Origin of the sequence: Brachyspira pilosicoli, from assembly GCF_008016535.1 — a bacterium.
GTDB classification, from domain to species: Bacteria; Spirochaetota; Brachyspiria; order Brachyspirales; family Brachyspiraceae; genus Brachyspira; species Brachyspira pilosicoli_A.
Genome location: NZ_SAXY01000046.1, coordinates 52,490 through 70,691 on the forward strand (window position 1 = coordinate 52,490; position 18,202 = coordinate 70,691).

Genomic DNA, 18,202 nt, shown 5'->3' on the forward strand with positions numbered 1-18,202 from the left:
TTAAAAATTATAGAATGTGTAAAATATAGTAAATGACAGGGAGTTTTACCAATGGAAATTATCTTAAAGAAAGATTTTATATCACTTGGATATGAAGGCGATATATGTAAAGTAAAAAATGGTTATGCAAGAAATTTCCTTATACCAAGAGGAATAGCTGTAGTAAAAAATGCTGCTAATTTAAAAACTTTAGCTCAAATGCAAAAAAGTTTAGAGAAAAAAAGAGCTAAAAGAAAAATGGAAGCTGAAATACTTAAAGGAAAAATTGTTGATATAAGTGTTATAATACCTGCTAAAGTTGCTGATAATGGTAAATTATATGGTTCTGTTAGTCAGCAAACAATAGTTGATGCTTTAAAAGAAAAAGAAATAGACATTAATAAACGCGATGTTCATATGGAAAAACATATTAAAGAACTTGGCGAATATGATGTTGAAATAAAATTATATCATAGTGTTAATGCTAATATCAAAATTAAAGTTGTTAATATTGACAACGTTGATAATGTTGAAGCTAATACAGAAAATATTGAATCTACTGCTGCAACAGAAGAAAATAATTAATGAATAATACTCCATGCTCCATAGAGGCTGAAGAGTCTCTACTTGGAGCCATGCTTCAAAACTCTCAGGCTATATCTGCAGCAATTTCTAAAATAGTATCAAAAGATTTTTATAGTGAAAGAAATAGACTGCTTTATGAATGCATTCTTGAAATGCATAATAGAGGAATTGCTGTTAATGCTGAAACTACTTTAAGATATCTTAAAGAAAATGGTCTTTTCGATAAAATAATTCAAAATGATGAAGTATATTTAAACAAAATAATAGACGGAAGTCCTTTTCATCAAAATGCTAAATATTATGCAGAAATCATAGCAGAAAAATCTTTATTAAGAGATTTAATCACAGCCACTCAAGATATACAAAACTCAGCTTATGAAGCAAAAGATTCTGAAACTAAAGAAGTTGCCGATTTTGCAGAAAAAAGAATATTTGAAGTTACTCAAAGAAGACTTGATAATGATTTTATACATATAAGAGATTTACTTTATGAAGCATTAACCACAATAGAAAACAGAAAAAAACATAAAGGTACTGTTACAGGGGTGCCTTCTGGTTTTATTGGACTTGATAAGGTTACGCATGGTTTTCAGCCTTCAGATTTAATCATACTTGCTGCTCGTCCATCTGTTGGTAAAACTAGTTTTGCTCTAAATATAGTAGAGCATGTTATAACTAATATTGAATCTATGAATTATGGTATAGGTTTTTTCTCTTTGGAAATGAGCAGTATGCAGCTTGTGGAGAGGCTTATTGCTAGTAAGGCAAGAATTAGTTTATCTCGTGTAAGGTCAGGTGATTTGGAGAGGACAGAGTGGACTAAATTAGGGCAGACTTTTAATAGTTTATCTCAGGCTAATTTATTAATAGATGATTCCAGTCAATTAACTATTATGGAGATAAGAGGTAAGGCTAGGCAGATGAAATATAAATTTGCTGAAATTGCTAAAACCACAGGAAAGCCAATAGATTTAAAATTAATAGTAGTTGATTATTTGCAGCTTATTCATTCTAATGCAAATACAAGAAGAAATGGTACAAGAGAACAAGAAATTGCAGATATATCAAGAGGACTTAAAGCATTAGCAAAAGAATTAAATGTGCCTGTTATAGCATTAGCACAGTTATCTAGGGCTGTTGAGCAAAGACAAGATAAACCAAGGCTTTCTGATTTGCGTGAATCTGGTTCTATAGAGCAAGATGCTGATATAGTTATGTTTCTCCATAGACAAAAGCCAAACAAAGAAGATAAAGATGAAGAAGTAATTGATGAGAGAAATAATCAAGTGGAAGTGATACTTGCAAAACATAGAAATGGTGCTATACTTGAAGGGTTGCCGCTTAATTTTATTGCTGACCAGACTAGATTTGAAAATATTAATAATAATAATAATTAAAATAAGGACTTTTATTAATGGAACTATTTGATGTTAAGATAGAAGTTAGAAAAGGTATAAAGAATAGAATTATCATATTACTTGATACATTAGGAGAGTTTGCTTCTTTACTTATACAAATATTTAAATATACTTTTAGACCTAGTTTTTCTTTCAAACTTTTAACTGACCAAATAGTAAGAATGGGAGTGGAATCTTTTATTGTTGCTGCTGTAACAGTACTTTGTACTGGAATGGTAATGTCGCTTCAGATAGCGGTTGTTTTGGATAGTGTATTAAAGGGTATATCGCAGTTTGTTGGTTCTATGGTTGGTAAGGCTATGGTTAAGGAATTGTCTCCTATGCTTCTTGCTTTAATATTTGCAGGTAGGGTGGGCAGTTCTGTTACTGCTGAAATTGGTACTATGCAGGTAAGTGAGCAGTTAGATGCTTTAAAAACATTATACACTAATCCTATAGAATATGTTGCTGTGCCTAGATTTTGGGCTGCTGTTATATCTTTACCTATGCTTACCGTTTCTGCTGATATAATAGGGGTTCTTGGCGGAGCTTTAGTAACTGTATTTGTACTTAATAATGACCCTGCTATTTATTTTGATAGAGCTATTGCTGTTATTTCGCTTGGGGACTTTATTGGAAGTTTAATAAAATCTACCATTTTTGGTGCAGAAGTTATTTTAATTTCTTGTTTTTATGGATTTAGAACTAATGGGGGAGCTGAAGGTGTTGGTAAAGCTACTACTATTAGCGTGGTTTATAGCTTTATGCTAATACTTATAACAGACTATCTATTAGTTTCAATACTCGGTATGTTTGGAATGTAATAGAATAAAATAAAAAATTATATATTATTTATAGCTTCTATTATCATATTAAAACGCATGCCTAATGATGCTTTTATTAAAATCGCTGTTTCTTCATTACTGTTTTTTATAATATCAATTATAGTGTTTATACTCTCTTCTACTTTTTTAAAATGCATCTTAGAGCATGTAACTTCATTATATATTTTCTCTGAATTATCTCCCACTGTAATAACTTCATTTATGTTTTTTAATGAGTTTATAAAACTTCCTATATCTTTATGAAAAGAAGAGTTTTCAGTTTCTGTTTCAAGCATATCGCCTATGATAGCTATTTTTCTTTTTTCTTCTCTTTTAGATAAATATATAAGCATGTTTTTTAATGCTGTAGGGTTTGAATTGTAGCAATCATTTATAATAGAGCAATTATTTATTTTTATTATCTGCATTCTGTTTTTTTGATTTTGATAATTAGTTAAAACTTTTACACATTCTTCTAAATTTACCTTATATAATTCTGCTGTTTTTAAAGCCATTAATATGTTTTGTAAATTAAAATCTCCAATTAAATTATGATCAAATGTTACGCCATTATAAACAAAACTATTATCATCTATTTTTTTTATTTCTTTTATATCTGCCTCTATAATGTTTTTTATTTTTTTGTTTTTTGCTTCGCTTAATAATATATCTGCTTTGTTTGTGTTTTTATTTATAATAGCATTTTCTTTTGCATTATTGAATAATTCACTTTTAGCAAGAGCTATATTTTCTAAAGAGCCTAAAAAAGCAATATGCACAGGCTCAACATTATTAATAATAACAGTATCAGCCTCTATTGCCTCAGATATTCTTAAGAGTTCATTTTTATGATTCATTCCAGCCTCTATTACTGCCATCTCATAATTGTCATCTAAATTAAATATTGTTTTTGGTACTCCTATTTCATTATTAAAATTTCCTTCTGTTTTTAATGTTTTATATTTTGTGCCTAAAAATAATGCTGTTAATTCTTTTGTAGTAGTTTTTCCGCAGCTTCCTGTAATTGATATTACCTTTATATTAAATCTTCTTCTATATTCTCTCGCCAACTTTATAAAAAATAATACACTGTCATTGGTATAAACTACATTAGCATCTTCCGGCATATTAATATTTTCTGAAAGTATAAAAAATCTGCATCCTTTATTGTATGTATCTAAAGCAAAATCATTGCCGTTAAACTTATCGCCTTTTATAGCTAAGAATAATTTATTTTCATTAAAATCTTCTCTGCTGTCTGCGGATATTTCTAAGTTTTTATTTTCATCGGTAGAATTGAATATATATTTTGAATTAGTTTCTTTTGCTATTTTTATTATATCTTTTATAGAAGTTTTTCCCATGTTAGTTAAATCCTTATCTATCATTTTTAGTTTGCCAATTTTTGTTTTTTATAAATATATTATGAACTTTTTTTGTTGTGTAAGGTTATACTTAGTCATCAAAAATGCAGTCCTTTTGCTTCTTTGGGTCACCAAAAGAAGTAGGGGTTTGGGGACTAGTCCCCAAAATAATAAAAATATAAAAACTTGTTTTTGACAGTAATAATTTTAATGTATATAATAACTCTAAATAATAAAAATTACCACTCATATATTTAATAATTGACTTTAATTATTATTAATGTATTATTTATATATAATTTAAAAAAGGATTTAAAAATATGACTTTTGATTATAAAGGCATTACAAATAAAAACAAAGAATTAATATTTATAGCAGGTCCTTGCGTTATAGAAAGCGAAGAGATGACTATGAATATTGCTAAAAAATTAAAAGAGATAAAAGATAGACTCAATATACAATTAATATTTAAAGCTAGCTATGACAAAGCCAATAGAACTTCATTATCTTCCTATAGAGGATTAGGAATGAAAGAGGGGCTTGAGATATTACAAAACATAGGAAAGGAACTCGGACTTTTAACTATTACAGATATACATGTGCCTACAGAGGCTGAAGTTGCTGCTAAATATGTTGATTTTCTTCAAATACCTGCTTTTTTATGCAGACAGACTGATATGCTTAGAGCTGCTTGCGAAACTAAAAAGGCTGTTAATGTAAAAAAAGGGCAGTTTATAAGCGGTTATGATTGTAAATATATAGCAGATAAATGTGCTGATGCAATAGAAGAAAAAAGGCTCTTACTCTGTGAAAGGGGTACTATGTTTGGATATGGTAATTTAGTTGTTGATATGAAGAATATGGAAATAATGAAAAACTATGCTCCTGTGGTTTATGATGCTACACATTCTTTGCAAATGCCTTCCGCTGCTAATGGTGTTTCGGGTGGGGCTAGAGAGTTCATACCTGCATTATTAAAATCGGCTGTTGCTTTATCCATTGACGGTATATTTATGGAAGTGCATCCTAATCCTAAAGAAAGTCTTTCAGATTCTAATACTATATTTGAACTTGATAAAGTTGAAGATTTGTGGAGAGATGTATTAAAAATAAATGAATTAGTAAAAAATATGTGATTATTATTTTTTTGATAGTTTTAATATAATTCTGTCTATAAATAGTTCAATATATCCTAATATTGTAAAAGCTATAGTAATAAATAAGGCATTTTTTAATACAGTTTTTATTCCGTATTTATTTATATCTATAAAAAAGTATGGATAATAACTGCCGTTAGATAATTCGCCTCCAATTTTTGCTCTTATAAATATAAATAAAAAGTAAATAAGAGGTATGATAAGCCATAGTATAGGGTCAATGTTTTTATATATTCCTTTTTTGTCAAATAAAATATAATCAACTATAGTCATAATAGGCACTATATAATGAAGTATTGTGCTTCTTATAATATCTGCTCTGTTTTCGTAGCCTCCGCTAATCAAAAAATGATATATTAAAAATGTAACTGTGATAGACATTGTAATTGTGCCTTTTAATCTCGGCATAAATGTTTTTTGTTTTTTTATTAAATATACTATATCTATAATAAAATAAATTATCACTAAAATATTGTTTTGATAGGTAAAATAATATAATGTTTCTATATCTATTTTTTTGTCTGATGTTATAAGTCCGCTAATTACGGCAAATAGTCCTAATATAATTATTATTAATTTATAAATTATTTTTTTCATTGCTTATAAAAATCCATTATCTCTTTTGCAGTATTTTCTATATCTGTTGGTTTTATTCTTTTTATGTTTTCTAATTTTTCATCTTTTCTAAACCAAGTTAGCTGCCTTTTAGCAAAGTTGCGTGTATTTTTCTTTATTAATTCTTTAAGCTCATCTAAACTCATAGCATTATTAACTATATAATCATAACATTCTTTATAACCAATAGCTTGTATTGAAGTATTTGTTTTATCTACATTGTAATTATTTATAATATATTTTACCTCATCAAGAAGCCCTTTATCAAACATATTATCAACTCTTTTATTAATATTATTATAAAGCTCTTCTCTTTCAATATCTATAATGTAACTAATATACTCAATATCTAATTTTCTTTTTCTTTGTTTTTTTAATTCAGAAAACTTTTTTCCAGTATTATAATAAACTTCTAAAGCACGAACAACTCTTCTTGAATTGAATCTATCTATAGTTAAAGCAGCCTCTTTGTCTATATTAAGTAAATCCAAATACAAACTTTCTAATCCATATTTTTCTATTTTCTCATAAAGCTCTTTTCTTATTTTAACAGCTTTTTCTTTATCCTCATTTTCTTCTTCAAAAAGACCATATTTTATAGAATCAATATAAAAACCAGTACCACCCACTCCAAATATAGGTGTATTATCTATATTGTCTACAGTATCTTTTAATATATCAAGATAATCATTAACATTAAAATTAACTGAAGGTTCAATTAAGTTTACCATTTTGTAATTGTATTTGTTTATTTCTTCTTTGGAGGGTTTGGCAGAGCCTATATCCATATATCTATAAACCTGTATAGAGTCTATAGATAATATGGCGGCATTATTGAAATATTTATCTATAAGCTTATGTGTAAAATCACTTTTTCCAGAAGCAGTAGCTCCTGATATAAAAACTATTTTTTTCACAATTTAATAATTATTCAGATTTTTTAGATGCTCTTTTTTTTCTTTTTGGCTTTTCTTCTTCTTCCTCATAATTATCTATTATTTCATCATCATCATCGTCAATATCTTCTATAATAGTTTCTTCTGCCTCTTCAACTTCATCATCAGTAACATATTCAGCATCATTATATGTAGCTTCAGTATGTTTGAAAGGTGCTTCTTCATCTACTGTCATTTCAGTATCTTTTTCGTATTCATATTTAATAGTACCATCAAGTATATTTTTTATTACTGTAGGTATATATTTACCATTTCTATATTTAGTTTCAGCTTTTAATAATTTTTCTCCAGATTTAGCAAGTTCTATCATAGCCTTACTAAGTTCATAACGATTGCCTTTATATTCAATAAGTTTTTTTAGTGGTATTATTCCCATATATAAATACTCCATTTATTATAATTTTGAATTTATAGCTTCTTCTAATTGCTTATAAGCTATATCAATTTCATCATTTTTTATAATAATATCAAATTTGTTTTTATATTCCAATTCTCTTTTAGCATTTCGTATTCTAATTTTCATACTTTCTTCAGATTCAGTACCCCTTACCTGCAATCTCTCTTTCAAATCATCTATCGAAGGAGGCTCTATAAATATATAATTGGCGTGTATTCCCTTTTCTTTTAAGAACAAAGCTCCTTGTATGTCTATATCTAATATTAATATAACTTTTTCATCATTAGCCTTTTCTAATTCTTTAAAAGAAGTGCCGTAATAATTATCATGAACATTAGCCCATTCAATAAAATCACCATTATCTATCATCTTCTGAAAAGTATCTTTATCTATAAAGTAATAATCTTTGCCGTCAACTTCACCTTCTCTAATGTTTCTAGTGGTGTGAGATACACTGAATATGGCATTTGAGTGTTTTGACATATATTTTTTTATTAAGGTTGTTTTACCAGCTGCCGATGGAGCCGTTATTACCACTATATTATTCATATAAAAAAGATACCCAATAGATAGTTTTATTGATTATACAACAAAGCAAAAAATATTTCAAGTATTTTTCCGAACTTTACATAAGATATTCATTATTTTCCTACATTTTTCATCATATCTATTGTTTCGAAGTCTAATTTTTCGCCTCTTTTTTCTAAGTCCTTTATTAGTATATTTATTTCTTCACCCTTCATGTTTTGTCCGAATTTGGCTTTTGCTGTGATATTTTCTATTTTTATTACTCCTACCATCATAGAATTTTTTGCATATTCAAACATTTTGTGTTCTATTGATAAATTAGAGTTGTCTTTTTCATATTTTTTTACTAATTCATATAATATATTTTTTCTTCTTTCAACTTCGCTTATATCTATTATATTAACTTCGCCTTCAATATATACTGAAAAATAAAACTGTGTTGGTGTCATAGTATTATTTTTGAATGTTGATGGCATATATGAATATACTTTTGAAGCTGTAAAAGATATTTTTGGATTAGTCTTTAATATTTCGTATTTCCTTCCGCTTGGAGCTCCGTGAAAATATATTTCATTATCTTTATAGCAAAAACTTATAGGGACTGCGTAAGGTATTTTATCTGGTAATGCCATAACTCCATATTCTATAGTATTTAGCATATTTTCTATTTTCTTTATATCATTAAAATTAAACTCTTTTCTTCTCATTTTTCTCTGCCTTATTATAATAGATAGTAATTATATCATACCATACACGTTTTGACAAATTATTTATTTTCTTATATTATATTAGTCAATATTTTATTTAATTTTATATTAAAAATTTAATTAAAAAATTGGAGTGTTTCTTATGAAGATAGCTATATGCCAATTTGAAATAATACCTTCTATGCCAATTGTAAATGCTAGTAAAATGATTAAATATATTGAAGAGGCAAGGGGGAATAATGCAGATATTATAGTTTTTCCAGAGCTTTCTGTTTCTGGATATATGGTTGGAGATATGTTGGAGAGTGAGGCGTTTGTAAAAGAATGTGAGAAACTTGGAGAAGAGATTATAAAAGCTTCTAAAGACATATATGTCATTTTTGGAAATATTGCTTTAGATAAAAACAAAAAGAACTTTGACGGAAGACTTAGAAAATATAATGCATTGTTTGTAGCAAAAGATGGAAAACTTATAGACAATAATACAACAGAATATAATTTCTTTATAAAAACTCTTCTTCCAAATTATAAAGAGTTTGATGACAGCAGACATTTTTATAGTTTAAAAGATTTAGCTTTAGAAAATGATGTAAGCATAAAAAAATATTTAAAACCATTAGAGATAGAAATTAATAAACAAAAAATAAAATTAGGCTTGACTATATGCGAAGATATGTGGGCTAAGAATTATAATGTAAACCCTATGGAAATAATGAAAGATGATGTTGATATGTTTATTAATATATCTAGTTCTTTTTATGTTTTAGAAGATGAAACAAAAAAGAATAATATGTTTTCTGATATAGCAAAAAAATATAATAAGCCATTAATATATGCTAATAATGTGGGTATACAAAACAATGGTAAGAATGTTTATACTTTTGACGGATGCAGCAGAGTTTATGATGAAAAAGGAAAATTGCTCTTAAAAGGAGATAGATATAAAGAAGAGATATATTATATAGATTTTTATAATAATAAAAAATCAAAAGAAGAGATAACACTAAAAGAAGAAAATGAATACAAACTAATATACGATACAGTTATTTACGGTATAAGAAAGTTTATGAAATCTATAGGAATAAATAGGGTAGTTATTGGAGTGTCCGGAGGAATTGATTCTGCATTATCATCTGCTATGTATGTTAGTGCTTTAGGTGCTGATAATGTTTTGCTTGTGAATATGCCTAGTGAGTTTAATTCTAATACAACTAAAAACCTTGCTAAGAGTTTATCTGATAATTTGGGCTGTGCTTATATGGTAATGCCTATACAAGAGTCTGTTGATTATACTATAAAACAGCTTGAAACTTCTCCTATGATTAGAGATGGAAAAGAGAGTTTTTTAAATGTGTCATCATTTGTTACAGAAAATATTCAGGCAAGAGACCGCTCTTCAAGAATATTAGCCGCTATAGCTGCAAGTTTTGGAGGAGTATTTACTTGTAATGCAAACAAAACAGAAACTATCATTGGTTATTCTACTATGTATGGAGATAGTGCTGGTTTTTTTGCTTGTTTAGGTGATTTATGGAAGTATCAAGTATATGGACTTGCAAAATATATTAATGATAAAGTTTTCAAAAGAGAAGTTATTCCAGAGGGTACAATTAATATAGTTCCAAGTGCTGAGCTTTCAACTGCACAGGCTGTAGATGAAGGCAAAGGCGACCCTGTAAAATATGATTATCATGATTATTTATTTAAAACTATGTTTGAATCTTGGAAAAAAATTATACCAGAGGATATTTTACAGTGGTATATTGATGGTGTTTTGGAAGAGAAGATTGGATGTAAAAAAGGGTTATTGAAAAAATATTTCAAAACTGATGTTGAGTTTATAGAGGATTTAGAGAAGTGGTGGAAGCAATATAATGGAATGGCTGTTTCAAAAAGAATACAAGCTCCTCCTATACTTTCAATTAGTAAGAGGGCTTTTGGAAATGGAAGCAAAGAATCTCAAAATGGTGTTTATTATACAGTGAGATATTTGCAATTAAAAAATAGTATATTAAATAAACAATAGATAAAATATTTTTTATAATATTGTTTTATAAAATTATGAGCATAATACGATTTTAATTGCATTATGTTCATAATTTTTTTAATAATTTAAGACAATACCTCTTTCATATTATAGAGTTTAGGGGATTTTCCAACGATGAATTTGGCAGCCTTAATAGAGCCATTAGCAAATATCTTTTTTGACATAGCTTTATGAGTAATCTCAATAGCCTCATCATCTCCGTAAAATATAACACTATGCTCTCCAACCACACTTCCTCCTCTCAATGAATGCATACCTATTTCGTTCTTTTCTCTTTTGTGTGTACCGCTTCTTCCATTAACTAAATGCATTTCATTATTTAATGTATCGTTAATAGTGTTATATAGAGTTTTAGCTGTACCGCTTGGAGAATCTATCTTTTTGTTGTGATGAGTTTCTATTATCTCTATATCAAAATCTTGTAATACACTTGCAACTTTTGATACTATCTCATTCATTAATGTAACACCTATAGAAGTATTTGAAGATAGCACTATAGGAATCTTTTTTGATGCTTCATTTATTTTTTCTAATATTTTATCATCATAACCTGTAGTACATATTACAATAGGTGTATTGTTTTTTACTCCATAATCAAGCATATCTTCAATTAATGAAAAATGAGAGAAGTCTACTATTACATCACCTTTTTCATTAGTAAGATTATCAGCAAAACCAGCTATCTCTAAACTATCATCTTTTTCAACTATATCTTTTAATATAGTTCCCATTGTTCCAATACCATGTATTATTATTTTAGTTGTTTTCATTTTTTAATCCCATATTTGTTTATTATTTGAGCTACATGCTCTCTATTTTTTTCGCTTAAAGGTCCAAGAGGTGAACGGCAAGGTCCGACATCAAACCCCATTATATTCATAGCTTCTTTTATAGGCACTGGATTAACCTCTATGAACATAGCCCTTACTAAATCTATATAATGTATTTGTGCTTTTATAGATTCTTCTATTTTTCCATTGAGGAAGTTCATTACCATGTCATGATTTTCTTTAGGTATAATATTGCTTGTAACAGATATAACTCCTTTACCGCCCAAAGAAAGTATAGGGGTAACCATATCATCGTTTCCAGAATATAAGTCTAAGTTTGGAGCAATATTGGCAATATCAGCAGTATAACTAATATCTCCGCTAGCTTCTTTAATTGCAACTATATTAGATATTTCAGATAATTTTTTAATAACATTAAGCGGAAGTTTTACACCAGTTCTTGAAGGCACATTATACATTATAACAGGTACTTTTGATGCATTTGCTATTTGCGTATAGTAGTCTATAAGTCCGCTTTCATTACCTTTGTTGTAGTATGGAGTTACTGCCATTATAGCATCTGCACCATATTCGCAAGATTTTTGTGTGAGTTCTACTGCTGTTTTGGTAACATTGGTTCCTGTACCTGCTATAAGCATTGTTCTTTTATTTGTAACTTCTATACAGAATTTTATTACTTCTATTCTCTCTTCTCTTGTAAGAGTAGCGCTTTCTGCTGTTGTTCCTGCTGCTATTATAGCATCTGTTTTATTTGCTATTTGATATTCTATAAGTTCAGCAAGTTTTTTATAATTAATTTCTCCATCTTTTGTAAACGGTGTTATTAAAGCTACACCAGCTCCTTCGAATAATGACATAATTTTTCTCCTTTTTTTATTTATTATTAGTAGTTTTTTTTATTTTTTTAAATAAATCTCTTTTTAAATAACTTTCATAAATATTGGCTATCTGCATTTTCACCCCTATATTAATAGCTCTTTCATCTATATCAAACATACTATTATGAATAGGGTAGTTTATTTTTTTGTTTGCAACTCCCAAGCTAAAAAAAGCTCCGCTTATGTTTTGAAGATAATAGCTAAAATCTTCTGTTGTCATATTAGCATTTTCTTCTACAATATTTAATTTTATACTGTTAGCAGATTCTCTTACTATATCTACAGCATTGCTATGATTAATCAGAGCAGGATATGATGGCATATTTATAAACTCTGCTTTAGCATTAAAACTAGAGGCAGTATTATTAACAATTTTTTCTATTGCCGATAATCTCTCTTTTCTTTTTTTATCATCGCAAAGCATTCTTATAATGCCTTCCATTTTTGTAAAATCAGCAACAATATTTCTTGCACTTCCTCCATTTATCAACCCAACATGAAGCCTCATACTTCCATCTGTAAATGATGAAGTATAACTATGCATTTGAGTTAGTATATGACTAGCTATTAATATGCTGTCTATTCCATTGTATGATTTTGCACCATGTGCAGATTTGCCATACACTTTTACATCAAACATATTTGAACTAGCATACATTGCCCCATATTTCACTCCAATACTTCCTACTTTTAATTCTGGATTAACATGAAGACCATATATTACATTAACATTTTTTAATGCATTCTTTTTAATCATTGGCAAAGCACCGCCTGTAGTTTCTTCTGCGGGCTGATATATTAGCCTTATATTGCATGGAGGCTTTATTTCAGAAAAATATTTTGCTATGCCTGTTAATATTGTAGTGTGAACATCATGTCCGCAAGAATGACATTTGCCTTTATTTATTGAAGAGTATTCACATTTTTTTAAGTCTTCCATAGGCAAAGCATCCATATCTGCTCTAAATGCCACCGTAAAACTTTTATCTTCTCCTTCTATATCTGCTACTATTCCTGTTTCTGCTACTTTTACTTTATGTTTTACATTTAAACTTTTTAATATAGAAGAAATTTTTTTAGATGTATAAAACTCTTCAAATCCTAATTCTGGGTGTTTGTGCAAGTCTCGCCTTAAATCTATTAAATATTTCTCGATAGAATTAAGTTTATCATCTAATATTAAATATTTATTTTTTTGCATACACTCATAACCTTATAATACTATAAATTAATAATATAATATGTTAACTTTTAAATATAGTATTAAGTTAATTTTTTTTAATAATATTTTTATAATTTTTTATTGTTTTTAATTAAGATTATATATTTAGAATTACTTACGTTTGAAAGACTTATAGAATTTAGAAAGTTGAAAATGAATATTTGAAGTTAAATTAATTAAGCAGGTGTTATACGATAAGTACATTTTTCACTCCTTTTAATATTTCTATATGTAGTTATTATATTCAAAAAATTATAAATGTCAAATAAAATAATTATTTTTTTATATATTTTTTTATTTTTTATAATATTTAATTTTATTTCAGTATAAATGATATTATTTCCGATATAAACTAACACAATGATTAAAGATGTATTTTATTTTTTGTTTATAATAGTTTCAAAGACTTTAGTAGATTTAATTAGATTATTCGGCAATGTTATAGTGTTTGGATTTTTGCTTTATTTTATATCCTATACAACAAGAAGGTTATTTGCCAAAACTTTAGGAAGCAAGGCTGAATTATATATAACAGGCTGGATAGGAACGCCTATACATGAAATTTCTCATGCTTTATTTTGTATTATATTTAGGCATAGAATTGATGATATAAAACTCTTTAATACAAAATCTGATACAATAGGATATGTGCTTCATAGCTATGATTCTCGCAGTTGGTATCAGCAGCTTGGAAACTTTTTTATAGGTATAGCACCAATTATAGTTGGAAGTTTTATTGTTTATTTGCTTTTTATAGTTTTACAGCCAGAGCTTAAAGAAAATATTTTTAATATACCCAAAATTAATTACAGCAGTAAATATGGAGTTTTTTCTTTTATTTATAATGAGTTTTTTAATATATTTAATTCAATCTATTATATATCAAAAAACATTATAAATAATATTATAGCTAATTCTTCATTAAAGCAATTAACTTTTTGGATATTTCTTTATCTTTCAATATCAATAGCTTCGCATATGGAATTAAGTCCTGCAGATATATCACATGCTTGGAAAGGGGTTATTGTATTATTTGCCTGCATTCTCATTATTAATACTTTTTTAATACTTATTAAAATATTGTTTAATATAGGTATACCAAAAAACGTTTTAATATTTATAAATAATTGTATTGATGCTTATACACTTTTATTAATATTTTCTTTTATAATATCTATGTTTAATATGATAATTTCTTATATAATATTAAGCCCTATTAATTATATAAGAAATGGTTATTTACTTAATCCTTTTAGCATCAGATAATTTGTTGAAAAAAATTGTAATATTAATATAATAAAACAAAAAGATATTTAAAAGAGGATGCATGTATTTAGAAAACATTAACTCTATAGATGATTTAAAAAAACTTAGTGTAGAAGAGCTTCCAATTTTAGCTTCCGAGATAAGAGAGTTTTTAATAAAAAGTGTATCAGAGACAGGAGGGCATTTAGGAAGCAATTTGGGCGTAGTTGATTTAACTATAGTTTTGCATTATTTGTTTAATTCTCCTCGAGATGCTTTTATTTTTGATGTTGGGCATCAGGCTTATACGCATAAAATTCTAACAGGAAGAAAAAATAGATTCAATACTTTAAGAAAATATAAAGGATTATCAGGCTTTCCAAAAAGAGAAGAGTCTGAACATGATATAGAAGAGACAGGGCATTCTTCAACCTCGCTTTCATTTTCTTACGGAGTAGCAAGTGCAAAAAAGATATTAGGCTATAGCGGAGAGGTGATAGCTATTATAGGCGATGGTGCTATGACGGGCGGAATGGCTTTAGAGGCTATGAATAATATAGCACATACCGACAAAGATATGATAATAATATTAAACAATAATGAAATGTCTATCGGAAAGAATATTGGTGCTATTTCAAAGTTTCTAAATACCACTTTAAACGACAGCCTCATTCAAGATGCATCATACAAATTAAAAAATTTAGTTTCCACGCTTCCATTTGGAGATATTGCAAACGAGTTTATAGATAGAGGTAAAGGTGCTATAAGAAGTTTTGTTGCCCCCGGTATAGCATTCAGCGGACTTGGTTTTAAATATTTTGGACCTGTAGATGGTCATAATTATGAAGAGCTTATTGAAACATTTGAAAAAGTAAAATCTATACGAGGGCTTAGATTTGTTCAAGTAAATACTGTAAAAGGCAAGGGATACACTATAGCAGAAGATAATCCTACAAAGTTTCATGGTATTGCTCCTTTCAATATAGAAACAGGAGAATTAAAAAAGAAATCATCGAAAATTTTTTCTAACCTTGCAGGCGAGTGCATAGTAGAAATTGCTAAAGAAGATAAAAGAATAATTGCAATAACTGCAGCTATGGAATCTGGAACAGGTCTTGGCGAATATGCTAAACTTTTTAAAGATAGATATTTTGATGTAGGCATAGCAGAGCAGCATGCTGTTACATTTGCTGTTGGTCTTGCAGAGAGCGGACTTATACCTTATGTTTATTTATATTCAACATTTTTGCAAAGAGCTTATGATCAGGTTATACATGATGTTGGTATAATGAATGCTAATGTTAAGTTTATGATTGATAGAGCTGGTTTGGTGCCAGAAGACGGAGATACTCATCAGGGCGTATATGATATTTCTTTTTTAAGCATTATTCCTAATATTGTGATAATGTCTCCTGTAACTGAAAAAGATTTTAAAGATATGTTTATAGCTTCTTATAAATATAATGGTCCTACAGTGATAAGATATAATAAATCTTCTATAAGAGAATGCGATGAAAGTATAATACCTAATAATTTTGAAATTGGTAAGGCTCATATAGTTAGAGAAGGCAAAAAAAATTGTATTATAAGCTATGGACAAACTTTGATTGATATTGTTGATGCTGTAAATGAAATTAATTTAGATACTGCTATTATTAATTTATGCACATTAAATCCTTTAGATGAAAAAACTATAATTGATGCAGTTAAGAAATCAGATAGTATTTTAATAATTGAAGAAAGTGTAAAAAAGGGCGGTGTTGGTTCTGCAATATTAAACATTCTTTCAGATAATGAAATATATAATAAAAAAATAAAAATACATTCTCTTCCAAACAAGTTTTTTGAAGCTGCCGCTAGAGATGAATTATTACGTATTTATAAATTGGATAAAGAAGGATTAAAAGAAATAATAAGTAATTTTTTCAATTAAATATTAATTTTATAGTATAAAAAGCTATATATACTGTCATGGAGCTATAGATATTGTACTTTTACTTGCTATAATATTTTTGATTCTTTCTTTGATTGTAATATACAATAACGAAGAAATCAATCTTTGATTGTTATAAAAATGTGTATATTCTTTTAATTTTTCTCTTAATAATTCTACTGTGATATTTTTATTTAATCGTGAATAAAATTCTCTTTCGTCTATACCGTGTACTCTTTCTACTACACCATTGTATCTTGGTGTTGCTATAGGAATATATCTCCTCTCTAATTTATTTTTTAAGCAGTATTCATCAAAAATATTGATTTTAGAGGTATTGATACAGCGATAAGTATATTCTAATCCGTTATCCGTTTGTATAGCTTGTATCTTAAAAGGTGAAGTTTTTAAGACATATTTTAAGAAAGATAAAGCACTAGAAGGTGTTTTATCTTCATAGATTTGCCTCCAACTATAACGAGTAGCTAAATCTACAGCAGTGAATTGATAAACTCTTTTTCTGCCTAATTTGATATATTTAGTGTCTATTTGAACTATTTTGCCTTCTTTTTGTATTTTAGAGACAAATTTTCGTTTATCATATCGCTTCTTTTTCTTTTTTATTTTGTATCTCCAAAGATTATTTCTTTTTAGTACATTCTCTATAGCTGTAACACCTATATTAATGCCTTTACGATTTAAATATGCTTTAATATAATGCTTACCTCGATATTCTTTAGTATAGAGTTCAATAATTAAATTAATAGCTTCTTGATTATTAAAGATATTTGGGGAAGTTTTTGGTCTAGTGCTAAAATTGGCGACAGTTCCAGTGTCTTTATATTTTTTAAGCCAAGCATAAAAAGTAGATTTGGGTATTTCTTCTATCTTTAAAAATCTTTTAATATTTTTAGTTTCTAATGCTTTATCCACTATAAATAATTTAAATTCTGTGCTATAATCTCTTTTCATAGTAGTATCCTTTATTTATTTTATATATCAAAATATTATAACAAGGATACTGCTTTTTTTATACTAAAAAATGTCCAATATCTTCATACTCCTAAACAAAAACTATATATAGTGTCATGGAGCCATAGATATTGTACTTTTACTTGCTATAATATTTTTGATTCTTTCTTTGATTGTAATATACAATAACGAAGAAATCAATCTTTGATTGTTATAAAAATGTGTATATTCTTTTAATTTTTCTCTCAATAATTCTACTGTGATATTTTTATTTAATCGTGAATAAAATTCTCTTTCGTCTATGCCGTGTACTCTTTCTACTACGCCATTGTATCTTGGTGTTGCTATAGGAATATATCTCCTCTCTAATTTATTTTTTAAGCAGTATTCATCAAAAATATTTATTTTAGGAGTATTAATACAGCGATAAGTATATTCTATACCATTGTCCGTTTGTATAGCCTGTATCTTAAAAGGTGAAGTTTTTAAGACATATTTTAAGAAAGATAAAGCACTATAAGGTGTTTTATCCTCATAGATTTGCCTCCAACTATAGCGTGTAGCTAAATCTACAGCAGTGAATTGATAAACTGTTTTTCTGCCTA

General features: G+C 27.7%; 17 protein-coding genes and 1 pseudogene. 7 read left to right on the plus strand and 11 right to left on the minus strand.

The window, feature by feature from the left end:
- Nucleotides 1-51: 51 nt before the first annotated feature.
- From rplI to EPJ72_RS07710, 3 genes are read left to right on the plus strand one after another with little or no spacing between them, the layout of a single operon-like run.
- Entirely contained in the window at nucleotides 52-564 is a 513-nt protein-coding gene (gene rplI / locus EPJ72_RS07700; protein WP_147731608.1) for a 50S ribosomal protein L9, read from the plus strand.
- A complete protein-coding gene (dnaB, locus tag EPJ72_RS07705; RefSeq protein WP_147731609.1) occupies nucleotides 564-1,961 on the plus strand; it encodes a replicative DNA helicase in 1,398 nt (465 codons plus the stop codon). The genes rplI and dnaB overlap by 1 nt, the downstream gene beginning before the upstream one ends.
- Before the next feature lie 17 nt (nucleotides 1,962-1,978).
- Nucleotides 1,979-2,785 (plus strand): MlaE family ABC transporter permease, encoded by an 807-nt coding sequence (locus EPJ72_RS07710; RefSeq protein ID WP_147731610.1) that lies wholly within the window; start codon nucleotides 1,979-1,981, stop codon nucleotides 2,783-2,785.
- Between the two features lie 17 nt (nucleotides 2,786-2,802).
- Here the strand turns inward: EPJ72_RS07710 and EPJ72_RS07715 are convergent, their stop codons facing one another.
- A complete protein-coding gene (locus EPJ72_RS07715; protein WP_147731626.1) occupies nucleotides 2,803-4,149 on the minus strand; it encodes a UDP-N-acetylmuramoyl-tripeptide--D-alanyl-D-alanine ligase in 1,347 nt (448 codons plus the stop codon).
- 320 nt (nucleotides 4,150-4,469) lie between these two features.
- Here EPJ72_RS07715 and kdsA point away from each other — a divergent pair, with 320 nt between their 5' ends.
- Nucleotides 4,470-5,285 carry a 3-deoxy-8-phosphooctulonate synthase gene (gene kdsA, locus EPJ72_RS07720; protein WP_147731611.1) on the plus strand — a complete coding sequence of 272 codons (816 nt, stop codon included), beginning with the start codon at nucleotides 4,470-4,472 and terminating at the stop codon, nucleotides 5,283-5,285.
- A gap of 3 nt (nucleotides 5,286-5,288) precedes the next feature.
- Here kdsA and EPJ72_RS07725 read toward each other — a convergent pair whose 3' ends face one another.
- From EPJ72_RS07725 to EPJ72_RS07745, 5 genes are all read right to left on the minus strand, one after another.
- Complete coding sequence (locus EPJ72_RS07725) at nucleotides 5,289-5,903, minus strand: Pr6Pr family membrane protein (protein ID WP_147731612.1); 615 nt, start codon at nucleotides 5,901-5,903, stop codon at nucleotides 5,289-5,291.
- Nucleotides 5,900-6,838: a tRNA (adenosine(37)-N6)-dimethylallyltransferase MiaA gene (miaA, locus tag EPJ72_RS07730; RefSeq protein ID WP_147731613.1), complete on the minus strand. Its 939-nt coding sequence runs from the start codon at nucleotides 6,836-6,838 to the stop codon at nucleotides 5,900-5,902. Before miaA ends, EPJ72_RS07725 begins: the two co-directional genes overlap by 4 nt.
- Before the next feature lie 10 nt (nucleotides 6,839-6,848).
- Nucleotides 6,849-7,253, minus strand: coding sequence for a hypothetical protein (locus EPJ72_RS07735; protein ID WP_147731614.1), 405 nt, complete (start codon nucleotides 7,251-7,253; stop codon nucleotides 6,849-6,851).
- Nucleotides 7,254-7,271: 18 nt separating this feature from the next.
- Entirely contained in the window at nucleotides 7,272-7,823 is a 552-nt protein-coding gene (gene gmk / locus EPJ72_RS07740) for a guanylate kinase (protein WP_147731615.1), read from the minus strand.
- A 92-nt stretch (nucleotides 7,824-7,915) separates the two neighbouring features.
- Nucleotides 7,916-8,509, minus strand: a complete 594-nt coding sequence (locus tag EPJ72_RS07745; protein WP_147731616.1) for a pyridoxamine 5'-phosphate oxidase family protein — start codon at nucleotides 8,507-8,509, stop codon at nucleotides 7,916-7,918.
- Nucleotides 8,510-8,651: 142 nt separating this feature from the next.
- Between EPJ72_RS07745 and nadE the strand changes: the two genes are divergently transcribed.
- The gene (gene nadE / locus EPJ72_RS07750) at nucleotides 8,652-10,535 is read left to right on the plus strand and encodes an NAD(+) synthase (RefSeq protein WP_147731617.1); all 1,884 of its coding nucleotides are present in this window, start codon (nucleotides 8,652-8,654) and stop codon (nucleotides 10,533-10,535) included.
- Nucleotides 10,536-10,621: 86 nt separating this feature from the next.
- Here the strand turns inward: nadE and dapB are convergent, their stop codons facing one another.
- The 3 genes from dapB to EPJ72_RS07765 are packed head-to-tail and all read right to left on the minus strand — an operon-like array spanning nucleotide 10,622 to nucleotide 13,426.
- Nucleotides 10,622-11,326 carry a 4-hydroxy-tetrahydrodipicolinate reductase gene (gene dapB / locus EPJ72_RS07755; RefSeq protein WP_147731618.1) on the minus strand — a complete coding sequence of 235 codons (705 nt, stop codon included), beginning with the start codon at nucleotides 11,324-11,326 and terminating at the stop codon, nucleotides 10,622-10,624.
- A complete protein-coding gene (gene dapA / locus EPJ72_RS07760; RefSeq protein ID WP_147731619.1) occupies nucleotides 11,323-12,204 on the minus strand; it encodes a 4-hydroxy-tetrahydrodipicolinate synthase in 882 nt (293 codons plus the stop codon). Before dapA ends, dapB begins: the two co-directional genes overlap by 4 nt.
- A gap of 16 nt (nucleotides 12,205-12,220) precedes the next feature.
- Nucleotides 12,221-13,426, minus strand: coding sequence for a M20 metallopeptidase family protein (locus EPJ72_RS07765; protein ID WP_147731620.1), 1,206 nt, complete (start codon nucleotides 13,424-13,426; stop codon nucleotides 12,221-12,223).
- Nucleotides 13,427-13,807: 381 nt separating this feature from the next.
- On the opposite strand from EPJ72_RS07765, the gene EPJ72_RS07770 reads away from it, so the two are divergent.
- Nucleotides 13,808-14,713: a hypothetical protein gene (locus EPJ72_RS07770; RefSeq protein WP_147731621.1), complete on the plus strand. Its 906-nt coding sequence runs from the start codon at nucleotides 13,808-13,810 to the stop codon at nucleotides 14,711-14,713.
- Between the two features lie 61 nt (nucleotides 14,714-14,774).
- Nucleotides 14,775-16,625, plus strand: coding sequence for a 1-deoxy-D-xylulose-5-phosphate synthase (dxs, locus tag EPJ72_RS07775; RefSeq protein ID WP_147731622.1), 1,851 nt, complete (start codon nucleotides 14,775-14,777; stop codon nucleotides 16,623-16,625).
- A 36-nt stretch (nucleotides 16,626-16,661) separates the two neighbouring features.
- Here the strand turns inward: dxs and EPJ72_RS07780 are convergent, their stop codons facing one another.
- Together EPJ72_RS07780 and EPJ72_RS07785 are read right to left on the minus strand one after the other, a co-directional pair.
- Nucleotides 16,662-17,597, minus strand: a complete 936-nt coding sequence (locus EPJ72_RS07780; RefSeq protein WP_147731623.1) for a DDE-type integrase/transposase/recombinase — start codon at nucleotides 17,595-17,597, stop codon at nucleotides 16,662-16,664.
- 114 nt (nucleotides 17,598-17,711) lie between these two features.
- A pseudogene (locus EPJ72_RS07785) lies at nucleotides 17,712-18,202 on the minus strand (integrase core domain-containing protein); the annotation flags it as partial.